Source organism: Undibacterium sp. Di27W, assembly GCF_049340345.1.
Taxonomy (GTDB): Bacteria; Pseudomonadota; Gammaproteobacteria; order Burkholderiales; family Burkholderiaceae_D; genus Undibacterium.
The window spans coordinates 122,895-149,031 of the sequence record NZ_JBMPOS010000013.1 but is presented as its reverse complement, the minus strand read 5'-3'; the positions used below and the strand labels follow the sequence as shown (position 1 = coordinate 149,031).

The 26,137-nt window shown below is 50.0% G+C and carries 24 protein-coding genes; 12 read left to right on the top strand and 12 right to left on the bottom strand.

The features are described from left to right. Positions 1 to 118 precede the first annotated feature (118 nt). The gene (locus ACO0LF_RS23765) at positions 119 to 643 is read right to left on the bottom strand and encodes an NADPH-dependent FMN reductase (RefSeq protein ID WP_423018514.1); all 525 of its coding nucleotides are present in this window, start codon (positions 641 to 643) and stop codon (positions 119 to 121) included. A gap of 268 nt (positions 644 to 911) precedes the next feature. On the opposite strand from ACO0LF_RS23765, the gene ACO0LF_RS23760 reads away from it, so the two are divergent. Beyond that, positions 912 to 1,778: a pirin family protein gene (locus ACO0LF_RS23760; protein ID WP_423018672.1), complete on the top strand. Its 867-nt coding sequence runs from the start codon at positions 912 to 914 to the stop codon at positions 1,776 to 1,778. A 9-nt stretch (positions 1,779 to 1,787) separates the two neighbouring features. Next, on the top strand, positions 1,788 to 2,192 hold the full coding sequence (locus ACO0LF_RS23755; RefSeq protein WP_423018512.1) for an OsmC family protein: 405 nt from the start codon (positions 1,788 to 1,790) through the stop codon (positions 2,190 to 2,192). Positions 2,193 to 2,243: 51 nt separating this feature from the next. Here ACO0LF_RS23755 and ACO0LF_RS23750 read toward each other — a convergent pair whose 3' ends face one another. The 3 genes from ACO0LF_RS23750 to clpS form a co-directional block, all read right to left on the bottom strand. Then, positions 2,244 to 2,510: a hypothetical protein gene (locus tag ACO0LF_RS23750; RefSeq protein ID WP_423018510.1), complete on the bottom strand. Its 267-nt coding sequence runs from the start codon at positions 2,508 to 2,510 to the stop codon at positions 2,244 to 2,246. Positions 2,511 to 2,585: 75 nt separating this feature from the next. Then, complete coding sequence (gene clpA / locus ACO0LF_RS23745) at positions 2,586 to 4,886, bottom strand: ATP-dependent Clp protease ATP-binding subunit ClpA (protein WP_423018508.1); 2,301 nt, start codon at positions 4,884 to 4,886, stop codon at positions 2,586 to 2,588. Continuing rightward, positions 4,883 to 5,191 (bottom strand): ATP-dependent Clp protease adapter ClpS, encoded by a 309-nt coding sequence (gene clpS, locus ACO0LF_RS23740; protein WP_110257372.1) that lies wholly within the window; start codon positions 5,189 to 5,191, stop codon positions 4,883 to 4,885. The genes clpA and clpS overlap by 4 nt, the downstream gene beginning before the upstream one ends. Before the next feature lie 397 nt (positions 5,192 to 5,588). On the opposite strand from clpS, the gene ACO0LF_RS23735 reads away from it, so the two are divergent. The 3 genes from ACO0LF_RS23735 to ACO0LF_RS23725 all read left to right on the top strand — a co-directional run bounded on the left by ACO0LF_RS23735 (position 5,589) and on the right by ACO0LF_RS23725 (position 7,975). After that, positions 5,589 to 5,792: a cold-shock protein gene (locus ACO0LF_RS23735; protein ID WP_162021162.1), complete on the top strand. Its 204-nt coding sequence runs from the start codon at positions 5,589 to 5,591 to the stop codon at positions 5,790 to 5,792. Between the two features lie 177 nt (positions 5,793 to 5,969). Then, positions 5,970 to 7,334, top strand: coding sequence for a cache domain-containing protein (locus ACO0LF_RS23730; RefSeq protein ID WP_423018506.1), 1,365 nt, complete (start codon positions 5,970 to 5,972; stop codon positions 7,332 to 7,334). After that, positions 7,334 to 7,975 carry a response regulator transcription factor gene (locus ACO0LF_RS23725; RefSeq protein ID WP_423018504.1) on the top strand — a complete coding sequence of 214 codons (642 nt, stop codon included), beginning with the start codon at positions 7,334 to 7,336 and terminating at the stop codon, positions 7,973 to 7,975. The genes ACO0LF_RS23730 and ACO0LF_RS23725 overlap by 1 nt, the downstream gene beginning before the upstream one ends. A 101-nt stretch (positions 7,976 to 8,076) precedes the next feature. Here the strand turns inward: ACO0LF_RS23725 and icd are convergent, their stop codons facing one another. Further along, positions 8,077 to 9,330, bottom strand: a complete 1,254-nt coding sequence (gene icd, locus ACO0LF_RS23720; protein ID WP_110257378.1) for an NADP-dependent isocitrate dehydrogenase — start codon at positions 9,328 to 9,330, stop codon at positions 8,077 to 8,079. A gap of 393 nt (positions 9,331 to 9,723) precedes the next feature. On the opposite strand from icd, the gene ACO0LF_RS23715 reads away from it, so the two are divergent. Continuing rightward, entirely contained in the window at positions 9,724 to 10,269 is a 546-nt protein-coding gene (locus tag ACO0LF_RS23715) for a pseudouridine synthase (protein WP_423018502.1), read from the top strand. A gap of 87 nt (positions 10,270 to 10,356) precedes the next feature. Here the strand turns inward: ACO0LF_RS23715 and ACO0LF_RS23710 are convergent, their stop codons facing one another. Together ACO0LF_RS23710 and rpsT are read right to left on the bottom strand one after the other, a co-directional pair. Then, positions 10,357 to 10,611 carry a hypothetical protein gene (locus ACO0LF_RS23710; protein WP_423018500.1) on the bottom strand — a complete coding sequence of 85 codons (255 nt, stop codon included), beginning with the start codon at positions 10,609 to 10,611 and terminating at the stop codon, positions 10,357 to 10,359. Positions 10,612 to 10,885: 274 nt separating this feature from the next. After that, complete coding sequence (gene rpsT, locus ACO0LF_RS23705) at positions 10,886 to 11,149, bottom strand: 30S ribosomal protein S20 (protein WP_162040741.1); 264 nt, start codon at positions 11,147 to 11,149, stop codon at positions 10,886 to 10,888. Between the two features lie 301 nt (positions 11,150 to 11,450). Between rpsT and ACO0LF_RS23700 the strand changes: the two genes are divergently transcribed. Continuing rightward, entirely contained in the window at positions 11,451 to 12,044 is a 594-nt protein-coding gene (locus tag ACO0LF_RS23700) for a GNAT family N-acetyltransferase (protein ID WP_423018498.1), read from the top strand. A 55-nt stretch (positions 12,045 to 12,099) separates the two neighbouring features. Next, positions 12,100 to 13,269, top strand: a complete 1,170-nt coding sequence (locus ACO0LF_RS23695) for a vWA domain-containing protein (protein ID WP_423018496.1) — start codon at positions 12,100 to 12,102, stop codon at positions 13,267 to 13,269. A gap of 102 nt (positions 13,270 to 13,371) precedes the next feature. Here the strand turns inward: ACO0LF_RS23695 and ACO0LF_RS23690 are convergent, their stop codons facing one another. After that, positions 13,372 to 14,199, bottom strand: a complete 828-nt coding sequence (locus ACO0LF_RS23690) for a response regulator (RefSeq protein WP_423018495.1) — start codon at positions 14,197 to 14,199, stop codon at positions 13,372 to 13,374. A 150-nt stretch (positions 14,200 to 14,349) separates the two neighbouring features. On the opposite strand from ACO0LF_RS23690, the gene ACO0LF_RS23685 reads away from it, so the two are divergent. Both ACO0LF_RS23685 and parC read left to right on the top strand, forming a co-directional pair. Further along, positions 14,350 to 16,341, top strand: coding sequence for a DNA topoisomerase IV subunit B (locus ACO0LF_RS23685; RefSeq protein ID WP_423018494.1), 1,992 nt, complete (start codon positions 14,350 to 14,352; stop codon positions 16,339 to 16,341). 178 nt (positions 16,342 to 16,519) lie between these two features. Further along, positions 16,520 to 18,847 (top strand): DNA topoisomerase IV subunit A, encoded by a 2,328-nt coding sequence (gene parC, locus ACO0LF_RS23680; protein ID WP_423018492.1) that lies wholly within the window; start codon positions 16,520 to 16,522, stop codon positions 18,845 to 18,847. Between the two features lie 138 nt (positions 18,848 to 18,985). Here the strand turns inward: parC and ACO0LF_RS23675 are convergent, their stop codons facing one another. From ACO0LF_RS23675 to ACO0LF_RS23665, 3 genes are all read right to left on the bottom strand, one after another. Continuing rightward, on the bottom strand, positions 18,986 to 20,359 hold the full coding sequence (locus tag ACO0LF_RS23675) for a tetratricopeptide repeat protein (RefSeq protein ID WP_423018490.1): 1,374 nt from the start codon (positions 20,357 to 20,359) through the stop codon (positions 18,986 to 18,988). 340 nt (positions 20,360 to 20,699) lie between these two features. Then, the gene (locus ACO0LF_RS23670; protein ID WP_423018488.1) at positions 20,700 to 21,419 is read right to left on the bottom strand and encodes an SDR family NAD(P)-dependent oxidoreductase; all 720 of its coding nucleotides are present in this window, start codon (positions 21,417 to 21,419) and stop codon (positions 20,700 to 20,702) included. 2 nt (positions 21,420 to 21,421) lie between these two features. Next, complete coding sequence (locus tag ACO0LF_RS23665) at positions 21,422 to 22,516, bottom strand: hypothetical protein (RefSeq protein ID WP_423018486.1); 1,095 nt, start codon at positions 22,514 to 22,516, stop codon at positions 21,422 to 21,424. Positions 22,517 to 22,557: 41 nt separating this feature from the next. On the opposite strand from ACO0LF_RS23665, the gene ACO0LF_RS23660 reads away from it, so the two are divergent. Next, positions 22,558 to 23,751, top strand: a complete 1,194-nt coding sequence (locus tag ACO0LF_RS23660; protein WP_423018484.1) for a phosphatase PAP2 family protein — start codon at positions 22,558 to 22,560, stop codon at positions 23,749 to 23,751. Next, on the top strand, positions 23,748 to 24,368 hold the full coding sequence (locus tag ACO0LF_RS23655; RefSeq protein WP_423018482.1) for a CDP-alcohol phosphatidyltransferase family protein: 621 nt from the start codon (positions 23,748 to 23,750) through the stop codon (positions 24,366 to 24,368). Before ACO0LF_RS23660 ends, ACO0LF_RS23655 begins: the two co-directional genes overlap by 4 nt. Here ACO0LF_RS23655 and ACO0LF_RS23650 read toward each other — a convergent pair. Further along, positions 24,316 to 26,118, bottom strand: a complete 1,803-nt coding sequence (locus ACO0LF_RS23650; protein ID WP_423018480.1) for a bifunctional alpha/beta hydrolase/class I SAM-dependent methyltransferase — start codon at positions 26,116 to 26,118, stop codon at positions 24,316 to 24,318. The two genes, ACO0LF_RS23655 and ACO0LF_RS23650, sit on opposite strands and share 53 nt — an antisense overlap. Positions 26,119 to 26,137: the final 19 nt, after the last annotated feature.

The window sequence follows — 26,137 nt, the reverse complement described above, 5'->3', positions numbered from 1 at the left end:
CAGATACTGGTCTGGTTACGTACCTGCCCACAATAATACCGCTGCCATCAACACATAAATGGCTGCAATCAACCAGATAGTAAGGCGGTAAACCTGTTCAAACATGAACAATAAGAAATCAGGTGAAACTAGCCAACACCGCCACCAATTTAGCCTTCAATTCCTCATTCTTCAATTCCTGTTTTTCCACATCAAAATTATCGTAGAAAGCCGGAATCGACAAACTGGCTTTCAGGTCTGCGCCAAAGAATGGGGCTGAGCCAGTCGCAGCAGCCAATACACTGGCACCGCCACGCGCGCCAGGAGAAGTCGAGATCATAACCACGGGCTTACCCTGGAAAACCTTGCCATTGGCACGTGAGCACCAGTCAAACAGGTTTTTATAGGCAGCACTGTAAGAGCCGTTGTGTTCAGCAAATGAAATCAGGAGGGCATCGCTGGCGGCGATCTTGTCCAGAAATGCCAGGGCCAGGGCAGGCTTGCCCAGGTCAGCTTCTTTATCGACGCTGAACAAAGGCAATTCATAATCATTCAAATCCAGCACTTCCACTTCGGCACCTGCAAGCAGTTTGGCAGCATAGGTGACCAATTGCTTGTTGACAGATTTTTTGCTGCTGCTGGCAGCGAAAGCGAGTAATTTCATAAAGATATCCTTGATAAAGAATGGGATTCGGATTTTGTACAAACAATCCACTCGAGACATTGTAAGCCAGGATAGACACTCTTCCTCTCTACATTAACCAGTTAAACAGGATAAAACCTGAATCAGTAATCTGGATTAAAATGCTGACTAAACTACATCACCTGAAAAGTGATGACTGGCATACACGCAAATGACTTTGCTATATGCCATCCTGCCCTCCGTCGGGTACGACACCAACATCGTAGAAAATTTTCATAGAAAAGTCATCATGAGTCTCATCAGCCTGACCATACCTGCACGCAGTAAAGACCTGGGCGGTTTTACTGTCGGGCGCATCCTGCCATTTGCCAAGCGCCATTTGGTTGGCCCTTTCATCTTTCTTGATCATATGGGACCGGCACAGTTCGAAGCCGGGCAAGGCATGGATGTGCGCCCTCACCCCCATATAGGGCTGGCAACTGTTACCTATCTGTTTGAAGGGGGCATGTATCACCGCGACAGCCTCGGTTCCCAACAAGAGATATTGGCTGGCGATGTCAACTGGATGACCGCCGGGCGTGGCATCACCCATTCAGAACGCAATAGTCCTGAGCAAAGGGCGCAAACACGCACCACCCATGGTTTGCAAAGCTGGGTGGCCTTGCCCAAGGAATTTGAAGAAATTGAGCCAGAATTTCATCATCATGCTGCAGACAGCCTGCCAGCATTTATCATCAATAATGTGGCACTGAAATTGATCGCGGGCTCTGCCTACGGTCATACTGCCCCCGTCAAGATTTTTAGCCCTTTGTTTTATGTGGAAGCAAAAATGCCTGCTGGCACACAATTGCAAGTACCTGCAGAATATGCAGAACGTGCCCTCTATCTGATTTCAGGTGATGTGCATGTAGAGGGTGAAACCATCGCAGAGCGCACCATGCCAGTCTTTGCTGAAGGTGCAGATGTCACCATCACCGCCACCAGCGATGCTCACCTGGTTTTACTTGGTGGCGCGACCTTGCCAGAACAACGCTATATCTACTGGAATTTCGTCTCCACTTCCGAAGCCCGCATAGAGCAAGCCAAAAACGACTGGAAAAACGGGCGCTTTGCCAAAGTCCCCGGCGACGACGAATTCATCCCATTACCAGAATAGGAAATCTAAATGTCAGATCAAACCATCTCTGCCCATGTCGCAGAAACAGGCGAGAACACTTTTGCAGTAAACATCAATGTTTCCGGCCATTTGATCAAAGGTGACGAGCCACTGGAGGCTGGCGGCGGCAACCTCGGCCCTGCCCCTTTTGATTTATTGACGGCGGCCCTGGGTGAATGCACGGCAATGACAGTACGCTGGTATGCAAACCAGCATCAATGGCCATTAGACAAAGTCGAAGTCAACTTGACGCATCACAAGGAAGGTGTGCAGGATATCTTCAAGAAACAAGTCATACTACACGGTGATAGCTTAACTGAAGAACAGCGCACGAGATTAATTGCCATCGCGGCAAAATGCCCGGTGCATAAAACCATCACCAGCTCACCGATCATAGAAACCAGCGCAGGCTGACTATGAAAAGCCCGGCTCAGTTTTATCTGTCCGGGCTTTTTACATTGATAACTACTTTTTCAGTTTGCGGCTGCGCCCTGCAGATTCACGCAGGATAGTGTAATTCCAGTCGTCATTATGAGCACCGACTGAGACGCGGAACATATCACTGTCCCCTTTCAGTCGCTTGCCCAGCGCAACATGCTTCTTGCTGACATCGCTGCGTTCATAGACATCAACCTCGACTTCATTTCCTTCCAGGGCGGTCTGGGATAGGACTGCGTCTATGGTCTTGGTTGTGTATTCAAGTACATATGTGGGAAGTGTCAGGCCTGCCATACTTGTCTCCATCACGCAAAAAACTACCGCTACAATGAAATGCCCCGGACCAGGCCGGGGCAAACAAGGGTGGATTTATTCGACTTCGACCACCTCTTGAGATGCCTCTGGTGGGGTGGCGTCGCCTTCTGAAAATTCCAGTTTGACCTGGTCTTTATCATCAAGGTCGACAATGACACGTCCGCCTGTTACCAGCTTACCGAATAAGAGTTCATCCGCCAAGGCTTTACGTATCATATCCTGTATCAAACGCGCCATAGGTCGTGCGCCCATCAAGGGATCAAAGCCTTTTTTACCGAGGAACTTGCGTAAATTATCAGTAAATGTCGCTTCGACTTTTTTCTCATGCAATTGCTCTTCGAGTTGCATGAGGAACTTGTCGACGACACGCAAAATGATCTCTTCGTCGAGTGCGCGGAAGCTGATTATGGCATCCAGGCGGTTACGGAACTCAGGCGTAAACATGCGTTTGATATCCGCCATTTCATCGCCAGCTTCTTTGCTGTCGTTGAAACCGATAGAGCGTTTTTGCAAACTTTCAGCACCCGCATTGGTCGTCATGATAATGATCACATTGCGGAAATCTGCTTTGCGACCGTTGTTATCTGTTAACGTGCCATGGTCCATGACCTGCAACAAGATGTTGAAAACATCAGGATGGGCTTTTTCTATTTCATCGAGCAACAGCACTGCATGCGGTTTTTTGGTGATGGCCTCAGTCATCAAACCACCCTGATCAAAGCCCACATAACCCGGAGGCGCACCGATCAAACGGCTGACGGCATGACGCTCCATGTATTCCGACATGTCGAAACGTATCAGCTCTATACCCAGAGTGAAGGCCAATTGCTTGGCGACCTCGGTCTTGCCGACGCCGGTAGGACCGGAGAACAGGAAAGAGCCTATAGGCTTGTCCGTCTTGCCCAGGCCAGCACGTGCCATCTTGATGGACGAAGCCAGTGCTTCAATCGCAGGTTCCTGGCCAAAGACCACGTTTTTCAGGTCGCGTTCTATGGTTTGCAGCTTGCTGCGGTCATCCTGATTAACCGTTTGCGGCGGAATACGGGCGATCTTCGAAATGATGTCTTCGATATCGGCCTTGCCTATGGTTTTCTTTTGCTTGGACTTAGGCAAAATACGTTGCGCAGCACCCGCCTCGTCAATGACATCAATCGCCTTGTCAGGCAAATGGCGATCGTTGATAAAACGTGCCGACAATTCTGCCGCAGTCGTCAGTGCAGAGGCTGAATACTTGACGTTGTGATGCTCTTCAAACTTGGATTTCAAGCCGCGCAAAATCTGCACGGTTTGTTCTACCGTTGGTTCGTTGACATCAATCTTCTGGAAACGACGCGCCAGGGCATGGTCTTTTTCAAAGACGCCGCGGTATTCTGTATATGTGGTCGCACCTATGCATTTCAGCTGTCCGCTGGACAAGGCTGGTTTCAAGAGGTTGGACGCATCCAGCGTACCACCAGACGCTGAACCAGCACCGATGATGGTATGGATTTCATCGATGAACAATATGCCGTTGGGCGTATCTTTCAATTGTTTGAGCACGCCTTTGAGACGCAACTCAAAGTCGCCACGATATTTGGTGCCAGCCAGCAAAGCACCCATGTCCAGAGAATAGACCACGGCATTTTGCAGGATGTCAGGTACATCGCTTTGTGTGATACGCCATGCCAGGCCCTCAGCGATAGCGGTCTTGCCGACTCCAGCCTCGCCCACCAGCAAAGGATTATTTTTGCGGCGACGGCATAAAATCTGGATCACGCGCTCAACTTCATTGTCGCGACCGATCAGCGGATCTATCTTGCCTTCAGCGGCCAGCTTGTTCAGATTCTGCGTGAACTGATCAAGCGGATTTTCTTTGGCTTGAGCTTCTGCCTGGTTTTCTTCCGTGCCTTCAGGTGATTTTGGCGGCTCATTGTGGCTGTCTTTACGCACACCGTGCGAAATGAAGTTGACCACATCAAGACGAGTTACGCCCTGCTGATGTAAATAATACACAGCATGCGAGTCTTTTTCACCAAAGATGGCGACCAGCACATTTGCACCAGTCACTTCTTTTTTACCATTCGATGCCGACTGCACATGCATGATGGCGCGCTGTATCACACGCTGGAAACCCAGCGTGGGTTGAGTATCCACCTCATTCGTACCCGGCACTGTAGGGGTATTATCTGTGATGAAATTACCCAGGGTTTTGCGCAAATCCTCAATATTGACTGCACAGGCCCTTAAGACCTCCGCAGCAGAAGGGTTATCCAGCAAGGCGAGCAGCAGGTGCTCTACCGTGATGAATTCATAACGAGCCTGCCTGGCCTCCACAAAGGCCATATGCAGACTAACTTCCAGTTCTTGCGCAATCATACTTCCTCCATCACACATTGCAGGGGGTGTCCTGCCTTACGGGCGTGCGTCAAAACGAGTTCCACTTTGGTCAGTGCAATATCCTTGGAATAAACACCGCATATCCCTTTGCCATCCCTGTGTACTTTGAGCATGATCTGCATTGCAGTCTCACGATCCTTATTAAAATATTCCTGAACGATCGCCACCACAAACTCCATAGGAGTGTAGTCGTCGTTAAGTAAAATAACCTGATACATGGAGGGCGGTTTTAACTTCTGCGCCTGGCGTTCCAGTATCGTACCGTTTTCTTGCTTGTTTCCCATACGTATATTCTAGTACGTTGATTCATTTCAGAGACAAATAATAAGCGAATAAAAACGGCTTAATTTTCTCTCTGGTCAATGTTACGCCCTTTCTGCATTGTTCGCAGATGGTGATTAATTCCTTCAGATCAAGTTTCAACGACAAAACAATTTCTTCATCTTCAGAACAGGAGGAATTTCTTGTCATTAAGTAAAAATACAACAGTACTGCAAAACTACTTCATTTGTAACCAGAAGTTTCTTGACTTTAGCTTTTTTTCCGCCAAGAATGATATTTATTGACAAATAAAGTATTAAATCGTCAATATGAAGTGAGCAGGTCAAGGGGGAGGTAGCATAGTGCTAGGTTTCTTGCTTTTACGGCTCGTGTGATTAGTTTCTATTTGAAAGATGCATTATGGCAACAGGTACCGTCAAGTGGTTCAATGATTCCAAAGGTTTCGGCTTTATCACTCCGGATGACGGTGGTGAGGATTTGTTCGCCCACTTCTCCGCAATCCAGATGAACGGCTTCAAGACCCTGAAAGAAGGTCAAAAAGTAACGTTCGAAGTCACGCAAGGCCCTAAAGGCAAGCAAGCTTCCAACATTCAAAATCCTTAATCTCTGATTTTTCTCAGATTCTGGTTTTTTAAAAAACCCCGCAATTGCGGGGTTTTTTTTCGTCAAATCCCCTCATTAATCTTTCCATCAAATACCTCTATCAAATTTTAAATTGTGCATGAACCGCCTTCAAGGCTACAGTAGAGACCCTTACCAAGCGCAAACCCCATTTTCTGAATGAAGCTCAGGCACAAAATTATCTTGTTGGCAGTAGCACCGTTATTACTGGCATTTTCAGGTATCGCGATGGCAGTGTTTTATCAAGCCACTTTTTTGGCCAAACAACAAAGAAGCACGGTAGAGCAAGCCTACGTCTCCAGTAAAGAAGCTGAACTCAAGCATTATGTCACCCTGGGAAGAGCGGCAATTGCCCATTTATACAATAGCAAACAACAAAGCCCTGCCACTCAGGAGGAGGCCAAAAAGATATTGGCAGCCCTGGATTTTGGCGATGATGGCTATTTTTACATCTATGATTTACAAGGCAAAAACCTCATGCATCCGCGCCAGACTGATTTGGTCGGCAAGGACTTATGGAGCATGACTGATCCGCAGGGTAATTTCACCATCCGCGATCTGATCAACAAAGCCAAGTCTGGCGGCGGAGCCATACGCTATATGTGGATGAAGCCATCCACAAAAAAACTCATGCCCAAGCTGGGTTATGTCGTCATGCTGGAACAATGGGGGTGGATGCTGGGCACTGGCATTTATCTCGATGACGTCGACGAGGCTTTGAACAAAATTGACATTCAAGTGGCAAAAAACATACAGCGCACCATGTCGTGGATTGCTGGTATTGCCATTATCAGCGCCCTGCTGATCGCCTTGTCCGGCCTGGCCCTGAATATCACTGAATCGCGCCTGGCAGAAGCCAAGTTGAAAGTACTGGCACAAAGTGTCGTCAGCTCGCAAGAGGATGAGCGGGCACGCCTGTCGCGCGACTTGCATGACGGCCTGAGCCAGTTACTGGTGTCAGTCAAGCTGCAGATAGAATCTGGCCAGGTCAAGCTGACTCAGGGCATGGCGGGGCCGGAAGCAGCGAAGGGCTCGTTTTCCCGCGCTACCGATCAGCTCAACGAAGCCCTCAGTGAAGTCCGGCGTATCTCGCATAATCTGCGCCCCGCCCTGCTTGATGATCTGGGCCTGGTGGCCGCCTTTGAGCATCTGGCAGATGAGTTTGAACATGACAGTGGCTTGCCAGTCAGCTTTCATGCTGCCGGTGACTTCCATACCCTTGATGAAATCAGCAACACCGTGCTGTTCAGGGTTGCCCAGGAAGCACTGACGAATATACACAAGCATGCCCAGCAAGTCAGCCATGTCAATTTGCAAATACTCAATGATGCAGAAGGTGTCAAGCTCGTCATCAGCGACGATGGTCGCGGCTTTGATATCAAAGGCGTGGCGAATCACCCGCATCGCGGCATAGGCTTGAGCAATATGCGTGAGCGCCTGGCTGCAATCAATGGCCGTTTGGAATTACAATCCGGCACTGACGGCACGACCGTGACCGCCAGCTTATCAAATGGAGAAAATTAATGACCGAGAATTTAACGGTCCATGCAGCGCCACAAATTCAGTTGCTACTGATCGACGATCACCCTCTGGTCAGGGATGGGCTCAGGGCGAGGCTGGAGACCATCGCCAGCATCATCATCGCTGGCGAAGCAGGTACGGCAGAGGAAGCACTGGCCATCGCTGCCAGCAAGCCTGTCAGCCTGATCCTGATGGATATCAATCTCGGCACTGGCAATGGCATCAGCCTGACGGCGCGCTTCAAGGCGGAATATCCGCATATCGCCGTCATCATGTTGTCCATGCATGACAAGACTGAATATGTGAATCAGTCCATGCAGGCAGGCGCCCGCGCCTATGTACTCAAGGATGCACCAGCAGTCGAAATCATCGAAGCCATCGATACTGTCATCGCAGGTGGAACGTACTTCAGCTCAGGATTGAAAAAGCAATCTGCCAATAACGACGCCAGCCAGATGCTAACGCAAAGAGAACAAGGTATTTTGAAAAGCATTGCCACCGGCAAATCCAATAAACATATCGCCAGGGAGTTGGGGCTTAGCGTCAGGACAGTGGAAACCCATAGACTGAATATCAAGCGCAAGCTCAATATCGAAGGCCAGGCGGATTTGATACGTTATGCCTTGAATAATGTGATTGCATGAGCAATCCCGGCCAAGCAGCCCGGGATTGCTGGCACAACAAATAAAAAAGCCGACCATCAGGTCGGCTTTTTAGTCACCGGCAAGTGATTGCCGAATCCGTCTTACATGTTTTCTATCATGACATCGCCGAAACCGGAGCAAGACACTTGTGTCGCGCCTTCCATCAGACGGGCGAAATCATAAGTGACTTTCTTGGCAGTGATGGCTTTTTCTGTCGCGCTGATCAACAGATCAGCCGCTTCCAGCCAACCCATGTGACGCAACATCATTTCTGCGGACAAGATCAACGAACCTGGGTTCACATAATCTTTACCAGCATACTTAGGTGCTGTACCGTGAGTTGCCTCAAACATGGCGATAGAGTCAGACAGGTTGGCACCTGGAGCAATACCGATACCACCGACCTGAGCTGCCAGCGCGTCAGAGATATAGTCGCCGTTCAGGTTCAGTGTTGCGATAACGCTGTATTCTGCTGGACGCAACAGGATTTGCTGCAGGAATGCATCAGCGATGGAATCCTTGACAGTGATTTCTTTACCTGTCTTAGGATTTTTGAATTTGCACCATGGGCCGCCGTCGATCAATTCAGCGCCGAATTCTTTTTGCGCCAGAGCATATGCCCAGTCACGGAAGCCACCTTCGGTGTACTTCATGATGTTGCCTTTGTGGACGATAGTCACAGATGGCTTGTCATTGTCGATTGCGTACTGGATGGCTTTGCGTACCAGACGTTCTGTACCTTCACGGGATACTGGCTTGACGCCGATACCAGAAGTTTCTGGGAAGCGAATTTTCTTGACGCCCATTTCTTCTGTCAGGAACTTGATCAGTTTTTTAACCTGGTCAGAGCCTTCAGCGAATTCGATACCAGCATAGATATCTTCAGAGTTTTCACGGAAGATAACCATGTCAGTTTTTTCTGGCTCGCGCACTGGGGATGGCACGCCTTTGAAATAACGTACTGGGCGCAGGCAGACATACAGGTCCAGCTCTTGACGCAGGGCCACGTTCAGGGAACGGATGCCGCCGCCTACTGGCGTAGTCAATGGGCCTTTGATGGAAACAACGTAGTCTTTCAAGACTTTCAGTGTTTCTTCTGGCAGCCAGACGTCAGGGCCGTAGACTTTAGTGGATTTTTCACCAGCATAGATTTCCATCCAGCTGATTTTGCGCTTGCCTGCATAGGCTTTCGCTACGGCCGCATCAACGACCTTGATCATGACCGGGCTGATATCAACACCAGTACCATCGCCTTCGATAAAAGGGATGATAGGATTGTCAGGAACATTCAATGAAAAATCAGCATTGACGGTAATTTGTTTACCTTCAGCAGGTACTTGAATATGTTGATACATCGTTTTCTCCGTAGTTGGGCGATCAAGCGGGTGGCGCTTTTCTCATCATTTGTCTTGCATGCGTATATTTTGTAGAGCAATCACTCTTCTATAAGACACAAGACCATCATTTCGTATTATGCACTACTATTTTACCGTATGCCATCAGTTTGTCAGCTTTGCTGCCGATGCGGTGGCCATGGCTTTCTCATACTGAAACATTTGAAAATACAAAATATCATCAGCTTAAGAAACCAGTCTTTTACTTATTGCCATACAAAAGCCATATATAAAAGCTTTATATGGGAGCTATATATAGGAGCCATATAAAAAATATAAACCCCGTTTCACTGCACTACCGCAAGCAGCCTCACTCCAGTTTGTCGCTATGCATTTTACGGTTACCATATTGCCATGAAACTGATTTTACTCAACAAACCATTTAATGTGATGTGCCAGTTTTCGGCTCACCCCAGCCGCCCTACCCTGGCTGACTATGTCAACATCCCACATATCTATCCGGCAGGCAGGCTGGATGCCGATAGTGAGGGATTGATATTACTGACTGATGACGGCCAGCTGCAAAACCGCATCAGCCATCCCGACCATAAGCAACCCAAAACTTATCTGGTGCAAGTCGAAGGCACACCCAGCGGCGCAGCCCTGGAAAAATTGCGCCAACCCCTGGACCTCGGTGATTTTACAACTCAGCCATGCATAGTCAAACATATCCATCCGCCAGCATGGTTATGGCCACGCAACCCACCCGTACGCGACAGGGCAAGCATACCTACCAGTTGGTTATGTCTGACTCTATCAGAAGGAAAAAATCGCCAGGTCAGGCGCATGACGGCTGCGGTGGGCCTGCCTACCCTGCGCCTGGTGCGTATCAGCATAGGTGGTTTTTCACTGGAAACCCACCCTTTATTACCCGGCGAATGGCAGGAAGTTAAAATTTAAATAATGTTTGCACAGAAATTCAGAAAAAAATCCATAATCGTTATAAATTAATTAGAATTCCTGTCAACGCCCAATTCACTGGCTGCGTTATTGACCTTGATTCAAATGAATCACTCTTAACCAATACTTTATGAAGGACACCAAAATGAAAAAATTGATCGCCGCTCTGGTAGTAGGTCTGTTTGCTTCTACTGCTTTCGCCCAAGCATCTGCTCCTTCAGCTAAAGCATCAGCTCCAGCCGCATCCGCTGCTGCAGCCGCATCGACAGATGCTTCCAAGCCAGCAAAAAAAGCCAAGAAATCCAAGAAAAAAGCAGCATCTGCATCCGCTTCTGCATCCATGTAATTCTGTCGCTTTTCAGTACAGAAGCAAGGCAGGCTTAGTCCTGCCTTTTTTAACGCCTAAAAACTACCTGCAAACTGCCTGAAAACTATCTGCAATGACCTGAATACAGCAGCCAGGATAGCAAGCTGCGATATATCAAGATATGCAAGGCACAGAAGAAAACACAAAGTAAAAATGGAAATAGCAAAAGCCGCAATAAATTGCGGCTTTTTTCACTTCAGGCAGCCAGTAAAATTTACCGGCTTTGCAACTTTAGAAGCAGGCTTAAAATTAAGCCAGTGCTTTCAAAGCAGATGCCAGACGGCTCTTATGGCGAGCTGCCTTGTTTTTGTGAATGATTTTCTTGTCAGCGATACGGTCGATAACCGATACGGAGCTTTGGAAAATTGTTGCTGCAGCAGCTTTATCACCAGCTTCGATCGCTTTACGAACAGCTTTGATCGCTGTGCGCAGCGTGGAGCGCTGGCTGGAGTTGTGTGCATTCAGTTTAACTGCTTGACGAGCACGTTTGCGTGCTTGTGCGGTATTTGCCATGAGATTTCCTAAACGTGGTCAAAGCGACGAGGTCAAAACATTTGATTCAAATGCCACGCCGCAAAATTCTATACAGCTTTGCAGTATAACTGGATTTATTTTTGATAGCAAGCTTTCCTGTCGATTCTTGCAACAGGCAGCTATCTTTCTGCTTTTTGAGTGAGATTTGCGCAACTGTCATGCTCAAAATCTGCACGACTGTATCTATGCGCGTGCTGTGATGGATGCAAAACTAAGCAAACTGATAGATTTTACTATCTATGCACTTTTTCTGCCTAATACCACCGCCAAAAGGATGAACATGCACTGCAAAGCTATTACTTTAAAGGGAAAACACGTCACTCTGGAGCCGCTGGAACAACATCACCTGGCCGACATCCAGGCCGCGGCAGCCGATGGCGAGTTATGGAAGCTGTTTTTTACCTCAGTCCCCTCTCCAGAAAATACCCAGAACTGGCTCAATATCGCCCAGGACATGCAACAACAGCAAAAAGCTGTCCCCTTCGTCGTCCGCGAAAATGCGACTGGCCAGATAGTCGGCACCACCAGATACTGTAATATGGATATCAATAACAAACGCCTGGAGATAGGCTACACCTGGTATGCGCAGCGCGTGCAGCGCAGCCCGGTGAATACCGAATGCAAGCTGCTGCTCCTGGGTCATGCCTTTGAAGAGTTTGGCTGTATCGCCGTGGAGTTTCGCACTGACTGGTTCAACCGCCGCTCACAGGCTGCGATAGAGCGCCTGGGTGCAAAACGCGATGCCGTCTTGCGTAATCACATGATTTTGCCTGATGGGCGCATCCGTGATACGGTGGTATATAGCATCCTGAATTCTGAATGGGCGGGTGTGAAAAAGAATTTGCAATATATGCAAACCAAATACGAAGCGTAATGTACACAGCGTAACGTACAAAGTGCAATACTAGTAAGCGAATGGAGAATGACAAGTGCTGATCGATTTTTTCTTTACCCTGAAAGACGCCAAGATCCCGGTATCCATCAAGGAATTCCTGATGCTGCTGGAGGCCATGGACAAAGGCTTGATCAGCATGTCACTCGACGACTTCTATTTCCTGGCGCGCACCATCATGGTCAAGGATGAAGCGCATTACGACAAATTCGACAAAGCCTTTGGCCTCTACTTCAAAGGCATAGATACTATCTTTGAAAAGCATCCCGACATCCCGCTGGACTGGCTCATGAAGCGCATGGAGCGCGAACTGAGCGATGAGCAAAAAGCCGCCATAGAGAAATTTGGCTATGACAAGCTGATGGACAGGTTGCAGGAATTATTCAAAGAACAAAAAGAACGCCACGAAGGTGGTAGCAAGTGGATAGGCACAGGTGGCACCTCCCCCTTTGGCAATGGTGGCACCAACCCGGAAGGCATACGCATAGGTGGCAAAGGCGGTGGCCGCAGCGCCGTCAAGGTGTGGGAAGCGCGTGCTTTCCGTGATTATGACGCTGAACGCGAACTCGGCACCCGCAATATCAAGGTCGCCCTGCGCCGCCTGCGTAAATTCGCCCGCCAGGGTGCAGAAGAAGAACTGGCACTGGATGCGACGATCAAGGCCACCGCCAACAATGCCGGTTACCTCGACATCAAGATGCAGCCTGAGCGCAAGAATAATATCAAAGTGCTTATGCTGCTGGATGTAGGTGGCACCATGGACGACCACATCGCCCAGACTGAAGAATTATTTTCTGCTGCCAAGACCGAATTCAAGAATATGGAATTCTTTTATTTCCACAATTGCGTCTATGACTATCTGTGGAAAAACAACCGCCGCCGTCATGCAGAAAAATTCCCGACCTGGGATGTCTTGCGCAAATATACGCCGGACACCAAGGTCATCTTCGTTGGTGACGCCACCATGAGCCCCTACGAAATCCTGCAGGCTGGCGGCTCTGTGGAATATAACAATGAAGAAGCCGGGGCGACCTGGTTGCAGCGCTTTACCTCAGCCTTCCCCAAATACATCTGGTTGAACCCTGAACCTGAAGGACTGTGGCAATACCGGCAATCTATCTCTGTCATCAAGCAGATTATGAGCAATCGTATGTTTCCGGTGACGATAGAAGGGCTGGAGCGAGGAATGCGATTGCTAAGCAAATGAGGCAGGCAAAAAAATAGCTTCGCCAGATGGCACTGGCAAAGCTTATCTTATTGCATCAGAAAACCGGGACTTCAGACCATGACGGGTAAGAATCCCCTACCCTCACCGCAACTGCAAAAACTTCTGTATGGTCGACAAAACCTGCTTCCTCGACAAAGGCTTGGTCAAAAAGCCTTCACACCCTGCCTGTTGTGCATTAGCTAATTTATAATTAAAACTCTTGTCTACCAGAAAGATTACTGTCGTCCTACGGTCAGTATTTTGCTTTTTTAACTCGGCGCACAGACGATACGGATCAATATCCGGGGTTGAAGAATTAATCATCGTCATGGCATGACGATTATTTTTATCCAGCATCAGGGCACTACGTTCATCACAGGCCAAAGTCACAGTGATGCCATATTTATCCATGATCATGGCGACATATTCGCGAAAACGCATATCCTTGTCGACGATCATGATGCCGCCACGTGGTACGCTGGGGCGGCGCATTTTTTGATATTCGCTGGGGTCGGTCAGGTCCAGGTCCAGGCGTTCACGCAGACGGCGCTCAGGCACAGCCACCTCACCGAAAGCACTTAAGGTGGTCAGCAAGAGCTGGCGACGGTCTATCAATTCATCGAGGACATCAAACAACTTGCGCCAGCGTATGGGGCGTGGCATGGATTGATAATGTAAATTGACATCGGTCTTACCAATGAGCAATACTGGCTGCGCTCCGCCCAGATTGAGGTCGGACAAGGTGGCCAGTGCTTTTAAATCTTCTGCATTGACTATATGAATGTCAGGATCTTGTAGACTACCGGTTTTTAAAACCAGATAGCGATAGCCCTTCTCGCGGAGAACGGCAAGAACGGTTGAGAAGGTTTCTTCCTCTTTTGGAGAAAATCCAAGCAGTCGGATCGCGATCGTTGGAGTTTTTGTTGGCATCGTTTTTCCATCTTACACATTGCAGCTTCGATCATTGCAGCTACAATAGCTGCAAAAACGCTGCAAGAATACAGCTTAATTCTGCCAGCCTCGCAAAAAAATTGCAAAACATCATCAAAAAATTAACCAAAACAACAGATTTTCATTCGCATGGCCACTAAAAAAAATACTTCTCCGTCAGACTATAGCGAATCATCCATCCGAGTACTCAAAGGCCTGGAGCCGGTCAAACAAAGACCGGGGATGTATACCCGCACCGAAAATCCCCTGCATATCATACAAGAGGTCATCGACAATGCCTCGGATGAGGCGCTGGGTGGGCATTGTAAAAACATTCTGGTGACCATCAATGCTGATACCAGTATCAGTGTAGAAGATGATGGCCGTGGTATTCCAGTCGGTTTGCACCCTGAAGAAGGCGTGCCTACCGTGGAAATCGTCTTCACCCGCCTGCATGCAGGGGGCAAGTTCGACAAAGGTTCTGGCGGTGCCTATGCCTTTTCCGGCGGCTTGCATGGCGTTGGTGTCTCAGTCACTAATGCCCTGTCCAAGCGCCTGGAAATCACAGTCTGGCGCGAAGCAGGTTTGCATAACCTGACTTTTGCCAATGGCGATGTGATAGAACCGCTGCGCAGCCAGCCTCTGGCGCGCGGTGAAAAAAAGAGCGGTACTCGCGTCACCATCTGGCCAGATGCTAAGTATTTTGACAGTGCCAATATCCCGCAAAGCGAATTGCAGCGCCTGTTGCGCTCCAAGGCAGTGTTGCTGCCTGGTGTAAAGGTCACGCTGACCAATGCCAAAACCGGTGAAAGCCAGACCTGGCAATATGACCAGGGCTTGCGCGGCTATCTGACCGAAGCGCTGGCGCAGTCTTCCCATGGCGAACCACTGATCCCGCTGTTTGAAGGCGAGCAGTTTGCCAATTCCGACAGTGACGGCTTTGCTGAAGGCGAAGGTGCCTCCTGGGTAGTGGCCTGGACGGAGGAAGGCAATGTCGTCCGCGAATCCTATGTCAACCTCATCCCTACGCCCGCTGGCGGTACGCATGAATCCGGCTTGCGCGAAGGTCTGTTTGGTGCAGTGAAGAGTTTCGCAGAGATGCATTCCCTGCTGCCCAAGGGTGTCAAGCTCTTGCCGGAAGACGTATTTGCCCGCGTATCCTTCGTTTTGTCCGCCAAGGTACTCGACCCACAGTTCCAGGGCCAGATCAAGGAAAGGCTGAATTCACGCGATGCAGTGCGCCTGGTATCTTCTTTTACCAAGCCACCACTGGAACTGTGGCTGAATTCCCACGTGGAATATGGCAAGAAACTGGCTGAACTGGTCATCAAGCAAGCACAATCGCGCCTGCGCTCTGCCCAGAAAGTGGAAAAGAAAAAATCCTCAGGCGTGGCCGTCTTGCCAGGCAAGCTGACCGATTGCGAATCGAATGACATTGCCCGCAATGAAATCTTCCTGGTCGAGGGTGACTCTGCCGGTGGCTCTGCCAAGATGGGCCGCGACAAGGAATTCCAGGCGATCTTGCCACTGCGCGGCAAGGTCTTGAACTCATGGGAATCTGAGCGCGACCGCCTGTTTGCCAATAATGAGATCCATGATATCGCCGTTGCCATCGGCGTCGATCCACATGGTGTGAATGAGATCGTTGATTTTACCAATCTGCGCTACGGCAAAATTTGCATACTCTCTGATGCGGACGTTGATGGTTCGCACATTCAGGTTTTACTGTTGACACTATTCTTCCGCCATTTCCCGCAACTGATTGCGCGTGGCCATATCTGCGTGGCGCGCCCGCCCTTGTTCCGCGTCGATGCGCCTGCACGTGGCAAGAAACCGGCACAGAAAATCTATGCACTGGATCAAGGCGAACTTATCGCTATCGAAGACAAATTGCGCAAGGACGGTGTCAAGGATGGCGCCTGGGCAATCTCCCGCTTCAAAGGCCTGGGTGAAATGAATGCTAGCCAGTTATGGGAAACCACCATGAACCCCGACACACGTCGTCTGTTGCCAGTTTCTCTGGGTGAGTTTGATCAGATCTTTTCTGAAGGCCGTTTCAATATGCTGATGGGCAAAGGCGAAGCCGCCGCCCGCCGAGCCTGGATAGAAGAGCATGGTAACGCAGTTGAAGCCGACATATAAGAAGCCGCTGATTAAGCTAAGCGCGACGTGATTTTGAGCCTGCGATACTCGCCGTACTTTCGTACGGCTGCGTTTCCGGGTTGCAAATACGTCAAACTAACGCCGCTCGCTACGCTTACTCAGCAACTTCTGAACAGCTATATGGAATATAACAGCATCAAAAATACGAAAAAGAATCATGAGCGAACAAGCGAATTTATTTGATCAAACTCCACCGCCACCTGGCGATGGTGAAACACTGACCCTGGCGACCTTTGCTGAACGCGCCTATCTTGACTACGCCATCTCGGTCGTCAAAGGCCGTGCCCTGCCCGATGTGTGCGACGGTCAAAAACCCGTGCAACGCCGCATTTTGTATGCAATGAATGAGCTGGGCCTGAACTCTGCAGCCAAACCACGCAAATCTGCCGCTGTCGTTGGTGATGTACTGGGTAAGCTGCATCCACATGGCGACCAGTCTGTCTATGATGCATTGGTACGGATGGCGCAGGATTTCTCGCTGCGCTATCCTTTGATTGATGGTCAGGGTAACTTCGGCTCACGCGACGGCGACGGTGCAGCGGCGATGCGATATACAGAAGCGCGTCTGACACCCATCGCCAGGTTACTCATGGATGAAATCGACCAGGGTACAGTCGATTTCCAGCCTAACTATGACGGCACTACCGAAGAGCCAAAATTACTGCCCAGCCGCCTACCCTTCGTCTTGCTGAATGGTGCATCCGGTATTGCAGTTGGTCTGGCGACAGAAATCCCTTCGCACAACCTGACTGAAGTCGCCAAAGCCGCCGTGGCCCTGATACGCAACCCGGCTATGAAGCATGCCGAGTTGATGGAATATATTCCCGGCCCGGACTTCCCGGGTGGCGGGCAAATCATTACCCCAGCATCTACCATCGCCGATATGTATGCAACAGGCCGTGGCAGCATGAAGGTGCGTGCCCGCTGGAAGATAGAAGAAATGGCGCGCGGCCAATGGCAAGCCGTGGTCACTGAACTACCGCCTGGCACCTCGTCACAAAAAGTGCTGGAAGAAATTGATGAGCTGACCAATCCCAAGATCAAGCTGGGTAAAAAGACGCTGTCGCCAGAACAGGCGGCATTGAAACAGGTCATCCTGTCTGTGCTCGACACCGTGCGTGATGAATCCGGCAAGGATGCGCCTGTACGCCTGGTACTGGAACCAAAATCCAAGAACCAGGACCAGGCCGAGTTCATGCAAATGCTGCTGGCGCATACTTCATTGGAAACTTCGGCATCGATCAATCTGGTGATGATAGGTGGCGATGGCCGTCCACGCCAGAAAGGTTTGCTCGACATCCTCAGCGAATGGATAGCCTTCCGCTTTACCACCGTCACACGCCGCACACAGTTCCGCCTCAAGAAAGTCGATGACCGCATCCATATCCTGGAAGGTCGTGAAGCAGTATTGCTGAATATTGATGAAGTCATACGCATCATCCGTGAATCTGATGATCCCAAGCCTGCACTGATTGCTGCCTTCAAGCTGTCGGATGTGCAGGCTGAAGATATTCTTGAAATTCGCTTGCGCCAGTTGGCACGCCTGGAAGCGATCAAGATACAGCAGCAACTGGATGAATTACGCAAAGAAAAAGCGGGCCTGCATGATTTGCTGGAAAACCCATCCTCAATGAAGCGCATGCTCATCAAGGAAATCGAAGCTGACGCCAAGCAATTTGGCGATGCCCGCCGCACTGTCATCGAAGAAGCAGCCAAAGCTTCTGTCGAACAAAAAGTCATTGATGAACCAGTCACCGTGGTCATCTCGGAAAAAGGCTGGGTACGTGCACGTACTGGTCACGGTCATGACAATGGCCAGTTCACTTTCAAGGCTGGCGACAGTCTGTATGGCACCTTTGAATGCCGCACGGTAGACCAGATGCTGGTGTTTGGCTCAAATGGTCGCGTGTATTCCGTCGCGGTCTCTGCCCTGCCTGGTGCGCGTGGTGACGGTGTACCTATCACCACCCTGATAGACCTGGCCGCTGGTAGCAAAATCCTGCATTACTTTGCCGGTAGTGCTGATATCTGCCTGTTGCTGTCATCCACTGCTGGTTATGGCTTTACCGCCAAAGTCGGCGACATGATAGGCCGCATGAAAGCCGGTAAAGCCTTCATGACACTGGAAGAAGCCGACCAGCCATTGCCACCTACAGTAGTTACTGACGACGCCAGCGCAATTGCCTGCTTGTCAGAAAAAGGCCGCTTGCTGGTCTTTGGTCTGGCAGAAATCAAGCAACTCTCCAGCGGTGGCCGTGGTGTGATCTTGATGGAACTGGAAGACAAGGAAAGCCTCGTATCAGCCCAGGCCATCAGCCAGCGCGGTGTACGCGTGCTCGGCATAGGCCGTGGCGGCAAACCTCAGGAAGTCAATCTCAGTGCAACAGGCCTAGGCATCCATATCGGCAAGCGTGCGCGTAAAGGCAAGGCTCTGGAAGCGAAGATCAAGGCTAGTGGTTTGCAGAAGATCACGGTGAAAGAGTAATGGCTGTTTTCGCTTGATCTGTAGTATTCGCTGAATGTCACATTGAAAATCGTCCATGACCTAAGTGTCCTGGACGATTTACTTTTTAAAGTTTTCGATAAAAGCGGGCATGCCACTAAATGCGCTGACAATACTTGACTAGAGCGGCAATATTTCTTTTCGTGGCCTTTTCGAAAATCTTGTCTTCCATTCGATTACATAGTCCTTTGCTTGCTTGATATCTTTTGCTGTCATGGCTAAATCAGCTATCTGTAAATAACTGTCAGCAGTTTTGCAAACCTTGCAATCTTTTATCGAGTTTGACTTTGCAATCAAAAGCCACTTATAGGCTTTGACTGAGTTGGCAGATTTTTTAAAGAAAGACTCTGCCCCAAGATTTCCATTCCTGTCATACCTGTCAAGATAAAACTTAAAAAGCAGAAATTGTGTTTCGACGTCACCTTGATCAGCGGCCTGTTCAAACCTCTTTTCCGCTTCTATATCATCTTGCGGGGCGCCATCGCCAGCCATGTAAGCAAGACCAAGATCATGCTGCGCGTTGACGCTGCCCATATCGGCTGCAATCCGGTACAGCCTGACTGCTTCAGCTTGATTTTTTATCGTTCCCTCACCACGACGGCTGGCACTCGCCAAACGCGTCCACGCTTCCGCCATTCCATGATCGGTCGCTTTTCTATACCAGCTCAGGGCCAACGCACTGTCTTTTTCTACACCCAGACCTTCCTGATATAAGTGAGCAATATTGAATTCACCCATAGGAGAGCCCGCATTGGCAGCAGTCTGATACCATTTCAAGGCTTCAGCATAACTTTGTTTTATACCAAAACCTTGCTCATATAAATAACCCAGATTGGCCATCGATTCCAGATGCCCTTGTCTTGCGGCCTTGCTCATCCAGGTAAATGCTTCATCGCCATTCCTGGCGATATCTTCACCTATCATATAAATGAAGCCCAGACGTGCCTGAGCAGCGACTACGCCTTGTTCTGCTGCTTTCCGATACCACTTCAATGCCTTGCTGGCGTCCCTGGAATGCGGCTGATTTCCTATCCCCTGGTCATACAGCATTGCTAAATTATTTTGTGCGACAGGGTCGCCATGATTCGCAGCCTTTTCATACCAATACAGCGCCTGGGCATCACTCTTCGTGACAGCAAATCCATTGGCGTACATAAATCCCATAGATGTCTCGGCCTTTGCAGAGCCGTGCTGAGCCGCAGGACGAAACCATCTCAATGCCTCATCATAGTTTTGAGCAGCGCCCTTGCCCGTTGCATACATCAGACCCATTTGATATTGAGCATCTGCATCGCCCTTGATGGCTTTCTCACGCATGTCATGAATCTTCGCCTCATCAAGTACTACACTGCTTCCGGGCTTCGTATCTTTTTCACTTGCAGTCGACATGCCCGCTGCGCTGTACATCAAGAATGCCAGGCAAATTGCCCGCAATAAGCTACGCCCTGAAATGCGGCATTCGATCATTTTGACATCAATGTTTTCTTTAATCATCTCTTCTCTCAATTTGGCATATGTCGTATGGATTGCGATATCTACAAAAAAATCATGTGCCAAATTATAAAGATTTTTTGAGACTCAAGTTGATGCTGCTTTTGATTTTTGCAATTCCTATACGCACAGGACCTCTATTGGAAAGAAATCTCGCCTTATTGCTCGAGATCCTTTCGCAAGAGAATTGAAGTGCAGCACAAAGGTCAACCTGGCTAGGCATCTGAGATAAATGAACCTGCACAGAATGCGGTGAACGCCATTAGATTCCTGCTTAAGATATGGAGGAATGACGCCACTAAGGCTGTTGCATTTGACATGAAAGGCATCTGTAAAAGATGCCCTACTTCCTTAACTTCAACACCCACCTCGGCAACAGATTCAATGTCGCAATTAGCCACTTCATCTGCCAGGGAAACACGACCCTGTCGCGCCGCGCAGTAATCGCATCCACGATCAGCGCCGCCGCCTTCTGCTCAGACATGATAAAAGGCTTATGACTGGCATCACCCTCATTCAAGGCCCTCAGTTTTGCGGTATCAATATAACCAGGCACTATCGCCGTCACAGCAATAGAAAACGGCTTTAGCGCAATGCGGTAGGTATCGCATAAACTCAATACGCTGCGCTTGCTTGCGCTATAGACGGATGCACCAGGATAATCATGCAGCAGCCCTGCGATCGATGAAATGGCGACGAGTTGCCCTGATTTTTGCGGGAGCATTTTTTCAGCAGCCAGTTCAAACGCATGACTCAGGCCGCTGACATTGGTGCGCAACATATGCAGGGTAGCTGCCTCATCCAGCAAATGGCTGCGGGTATTGAAGTAGATGCCTGCAGAGACGATCAGCATATCCAGGCCTTGTGCAGCAAAGTCATCGATGGCTTGCGACAAACTGCTGCGGTCTGCGATATCGAGCTGGTAACTGACTGCACTATGCAAATCAGCAGGCAGGCGTTGCAGATGGCGGCCACAGACTGCCACCCTGTCGCCGCGCTGTAAATAGTGGCGTGCCAGGGCCAGCCCTATGCCACTGGTGCCGCCTATCACCATGATATTCATGCTCAGGCCATGCCCCGGCTATATTTATCACTGCTGCGTATCATGGTTTCATCATAAGCGGCCTCGCGGGTAAAGGCTTCCATGCCGCGTGCATAGCCATATTGCCATTGGGCCTCCATATAGGCGACATAGGTGGCATGATTTTTGGGCATTTGCAAAGTGATGCGGTTACGCCGCCAATCCAGTTTCTTTTGTACGGCTTCCTTGTTGAGTACTGTCGCCACGTCTGAAGTATCGATGCGCACATCAACAGGCTGGCCATTCACATAGCGCAGGCGGGCATTGCCATCCAGGCCCAGGACTGTGCGCCAGGCAGGGATGGAAAAAGCCTGATCGAAGCTTTGCTTGAATTCCATCATGACTTCATCAGCCAGGCGTCTGGCCACTTCTATGGGGAACAAGTCCAGCACGCCACCAAAATAATGTCCATTGGCATGGGCGTGACAACGGAAGTAAAACATGTCCGTGATGGAAATGCGTGCCGCCAGACTGGTTGGCGTTTGCACATCGCATAACAATTCTTCTGCAATGGCATGCTCGCCCCAGCGGGAGTCTGCCAGCGGTGAAGTCATGCCATCCAGCAAAGCCGCGGCCCTGGGCTCACAAAAGACGGTTTCCGCAAATAATTTGCGCTGGCCGCGCGGTTGCCCGACTTCGCTTTCATCAAACAGCAGTTTGCCACCTATGATGGCGGTGGCGACTGATTGTTCGCTGGCTGCGAGCTTGGGCAAAGGCAATTCTGGCGGGATTTCAAACAGGTATTCATTGAACAGATCGGGTATGGTCGCAGCAGAGCCGCGTGAAAAACCACGCCGGGCAGCCAGGGCCAGGGTGCGGACTATGCCTGCCCTGGGTGAGGATTGCAGGCCACTCCAGTAATGGTACATGTCTTCTGAGCTGAGCCAGGCCTTGCGCTGAGCATCATCCGGCAAACCCGAAATAATGCTGGCTGCGATGGCACCACCACAACTGGCCAGCAGTAGATCCGGCGCACGGCCAGCCTCACAGGCTGCTGCGTACATTCCCAGATAAATGCCAAAACGAAAACCACCACCTGCAAATACCATGCAGCGTTTATATTTTTTAACTTGATTCATCCTGCTAAAATATCACACTGTTAAGACCATACGCATCATAAATGCCGTCCACTCCTGCAACTGTGCAACACCGCTTGCGTCATTTGTTGCTGAATTCCTTGACGTTTGCCCTGTGTTATCTGACCGCCAATGCGCTGGCACAGCATTTGGGCGTCAATCGTCATGCTGTATTGCCATTTGAGGCTTCCATCCCGTTTTTACAATGGATGATCTTGCCCTACCTGAGTTCTGGTCTGTTTTTTTGCCTGGCCTTCTTCATGGTCCGCAGCCAGGATCAATTGCGCTTGCTCAGCCAGCGCCTGCTGTTAGCAACGATCATAGCGGCCTTCATCTTTGTGCTCTACCCCTTGCAATTCAGCTGGCCCCGACCTGCCATTTCATCTGCATGGTGCGTCTATCTATATGATTATCTGGCGTTGATGGATAAGCCGTATAATCAATTGCCATCCTTGCATGTTGCTTACTGCGTTTTATTCTGGACCGCCTTGCACAGACATGTGCGATCTACCCCGCTGCGCATTACCCTGGCAGCCTGGTTATTACTGACAGCCACCTCTACCCTGTTCACTTATCAGCACCATCTGCTGGACGTGCTTGCCGGTCTCTTGCTGGGCTGGCTTTGCATACTGCTGGTCACACCGAAAAAGACGGAACCGCAGGTCGCCTTCTATTACCTGATATTTGCCAGCCTGCTCCTGATTACAGGTGTCATCGCCAGGCACAATCTGTTTGCCCTGTATATTGCATGCAGCCTGCTGCTGGTCAGCACGGCTTACTACCGTGGTGACCGGTATTTCCTGCATAAGAAAAAGGGGCGGCATCCCTGGTGGATATGGCTGATGTATGCACCCTATCTGATTGGTTACCAGTTGACCTGGTATGCCGTGGTGTGGCGCGAGCGACGCAAACCTGTGATTATCAAACTGACTGAGCAATTACTAGTAGGCCGCCGCCTGAGTGCCAAAGAAGCAGCACAACTGCCATCGGATTGCAGCATCATAGACCTGGCAAATGAACTCAGCGAAACCCCGGCTTTGCGTAGCCATGGTTACTGGCATTTCCCCCTGCTGGATTTGACGACACCAACAAACGAAGCAATGAAAGAGATTTTGCAGCGCCTGCGCGCAGAAATCGCTGATGGCAAAACGGTCTACCTGCATTGCGCCATGGGTTATAGCCGATGTATATTGCTGGCCAAACTGTATATGTCACAAGGAGTACTAAGCAAGTCATGAGCTTTTCCATTTACCAGTTGAAGCCGCGCTTCCAGCAATTGCTACAACCCTTGCTGGCTGGTCTGGCAAATCGACATGTCACGCCCAACCAGGTGACCTTGCTGGCGATGGTCTTATCCATTGCTTACGGGATTGCTCTCGCCTGTTATCCGCAAAATAAAAGCTTGTGGCTGGGCTTGCCGGTTTTCATGTTTGTACGTATGGCACTGAATGCGATTGATGGCATGCTGGCGAATTTCACCCAGCAAAAAACAGCTTTTGGAGCCATTCTGAATGAGCTTGGCGACCAGGTCTCGGATGCGGCCCTGGTCTTGCCTTTTGCCCTGGTGACGGGGATACAAGCGCCTTTGCTGATGGCAGTCGCCATGCTGGCGCTGTTGACAGAGTTTGCTGGCGTTGCTGCCTTGCTGGCAGGTTCCAAACGCCGTTTTGATGGACCCATGGGCAAAAGCGATCGCGCTTTTGCCTTTGGTTTGCTGGCCCTACTAGTGGCGTTTCAGCTGCCAGCCATCTGGCTGAATGCCGTGTTGATGATAGTCCTGCTGCTCTTGTTCTGGACTTTGTTCAATCGGATAAAACGGGCATTGCCGCATCACGCTGCGCCACCGACACCGTAAATATCCCAGCTATACCGAGCTGGGTAGCAATTTTTTTGCAACCTATGCTGGCAACCAGGGCATCCATCTCAGCCTGTGGACGTGGGCGCATTTGCCATGACTGGCCTCGATGGCTATTGAGGGTCTTGGCGATCATCAATAACTGCGGGTGCCATGGCTGGCCGGTGTAGACCAGGTGACCGCCGATTTTCAATTGTTGCTGTATGCCGCGCAGGGATGCCAGTACCAGCACATTGTCACTGAACAGTTCATACAAGCCAGATACGATGACGATGTCATAGGCATCTTCTTCCGCCGGATAACTGGTGGCAGCAAAGGCATCGCGGCATTGGTAGCTGATCTTGTTTTTCAACTGCAAACGTTCTGCCAGCAATTTGGCCTGATCCAGATTGGCCTGGTCAAAGTCGCGCAGGCTGACTTCTATATCGCGGTTCTGGAAGCGCTTGATGGTTTCCAGCACATAACGGCCACCACCGGCAGCAATATCAAGTATGCGCACAGGCTGGTCTGCCGGATATTGCTGTATCAGGTCAGATAAAGTCTGCTGCATCTGCGCCTTGCGCTGGCGTATGCCGCGCCAGCCTATCGCATCCAGATAGCCACGGTCTATCGTGCCACCGATCAGCAAACGCCCACCGGCCTGGTTACGGTAGACATAGTCGAGTGATGCACCGGAATCAAAGCCGTGTTCCAAACCTATGCGCATGCCATTACTGAGTTTGCCTAAGTGATCGAGCATGAATTTTTGCACGCCGTAAAAAGCGTTTTCCAGCGCACCACCTAATTTGTCTTGCTGCAGTGCCTGGTACTGACGCGCGCTCTGGCTTAAGGTATCAGCCTTGAAGTAATGCGGCAAGGGCAATAGCTCTTTGGCATAACATTCAACGATGAAATCCTTGGCGGCCTGTATAGCTTGCTGCACCTGGCTTTCGCTCTCATAAAAAATCGCGTGATGGCAGTTTTCTATGAGGACATAGCGTTTCAAGGTAGATGAGATACTCTCAAAGAATTGCTTTTGCGGTGCCTGCTTGACGACATAATCCTTGTCAGCGACCAGCATCAGCACGGGTGCATCGATCGCCTGGGCATCCTGCACCACGCGCTTGGCAGTATCCGCCAGATCCAGTAAAACACGGGCAGAAATATTCTTGGTAATCAGCGGGTCGGCATCATAGGCTTTGGCCTGCTCAGCAGAATGCGTGAGCATGGATGAGCGTATATAGCTGGTGACAAATAAGTCAGGTTTGAAGCAGGTGGCAAAACGTAGCGCTGGCTTGGCCAATGGTACATACAGATTGATATCAAATGCCGCAGCCGCCATGACCACGCCGCGCACACGCGGCGCATAGTCGTGCAGCCAGGTAGCAGCAATCACTGCCCCTACACTGTTAGCCACGATGAGCATGTTTTCTTTGGCTATGCCATAACTATGCTGAATATGATGGATGAAGCTGTCAAAATCGCGCACCATGGTTTGAAAATCTGGCGCATCACCACGCTCGCCCGGCGAATTGCCATGGCCGCGCGCATCCCAGGCAAATGCCCAGTCATTGGTAAAACCAAATTGCTCTACCAATGGGCCTATGCGACCAGAATGTTCATGCCCACGGTGTAAAAATATCAGCGCCTTTTGCTCTTGCTTTGCGGGGATAGCCAGTGGTTGCCAGATGCGGTAAAACAAACGAGTGCTGTCGTGGCTATCAAAGCCAGATTCACTGCACAGCCATTTTGTTTGCAATTCTGTTGTCATGCATAGTCCTTTATTAAAT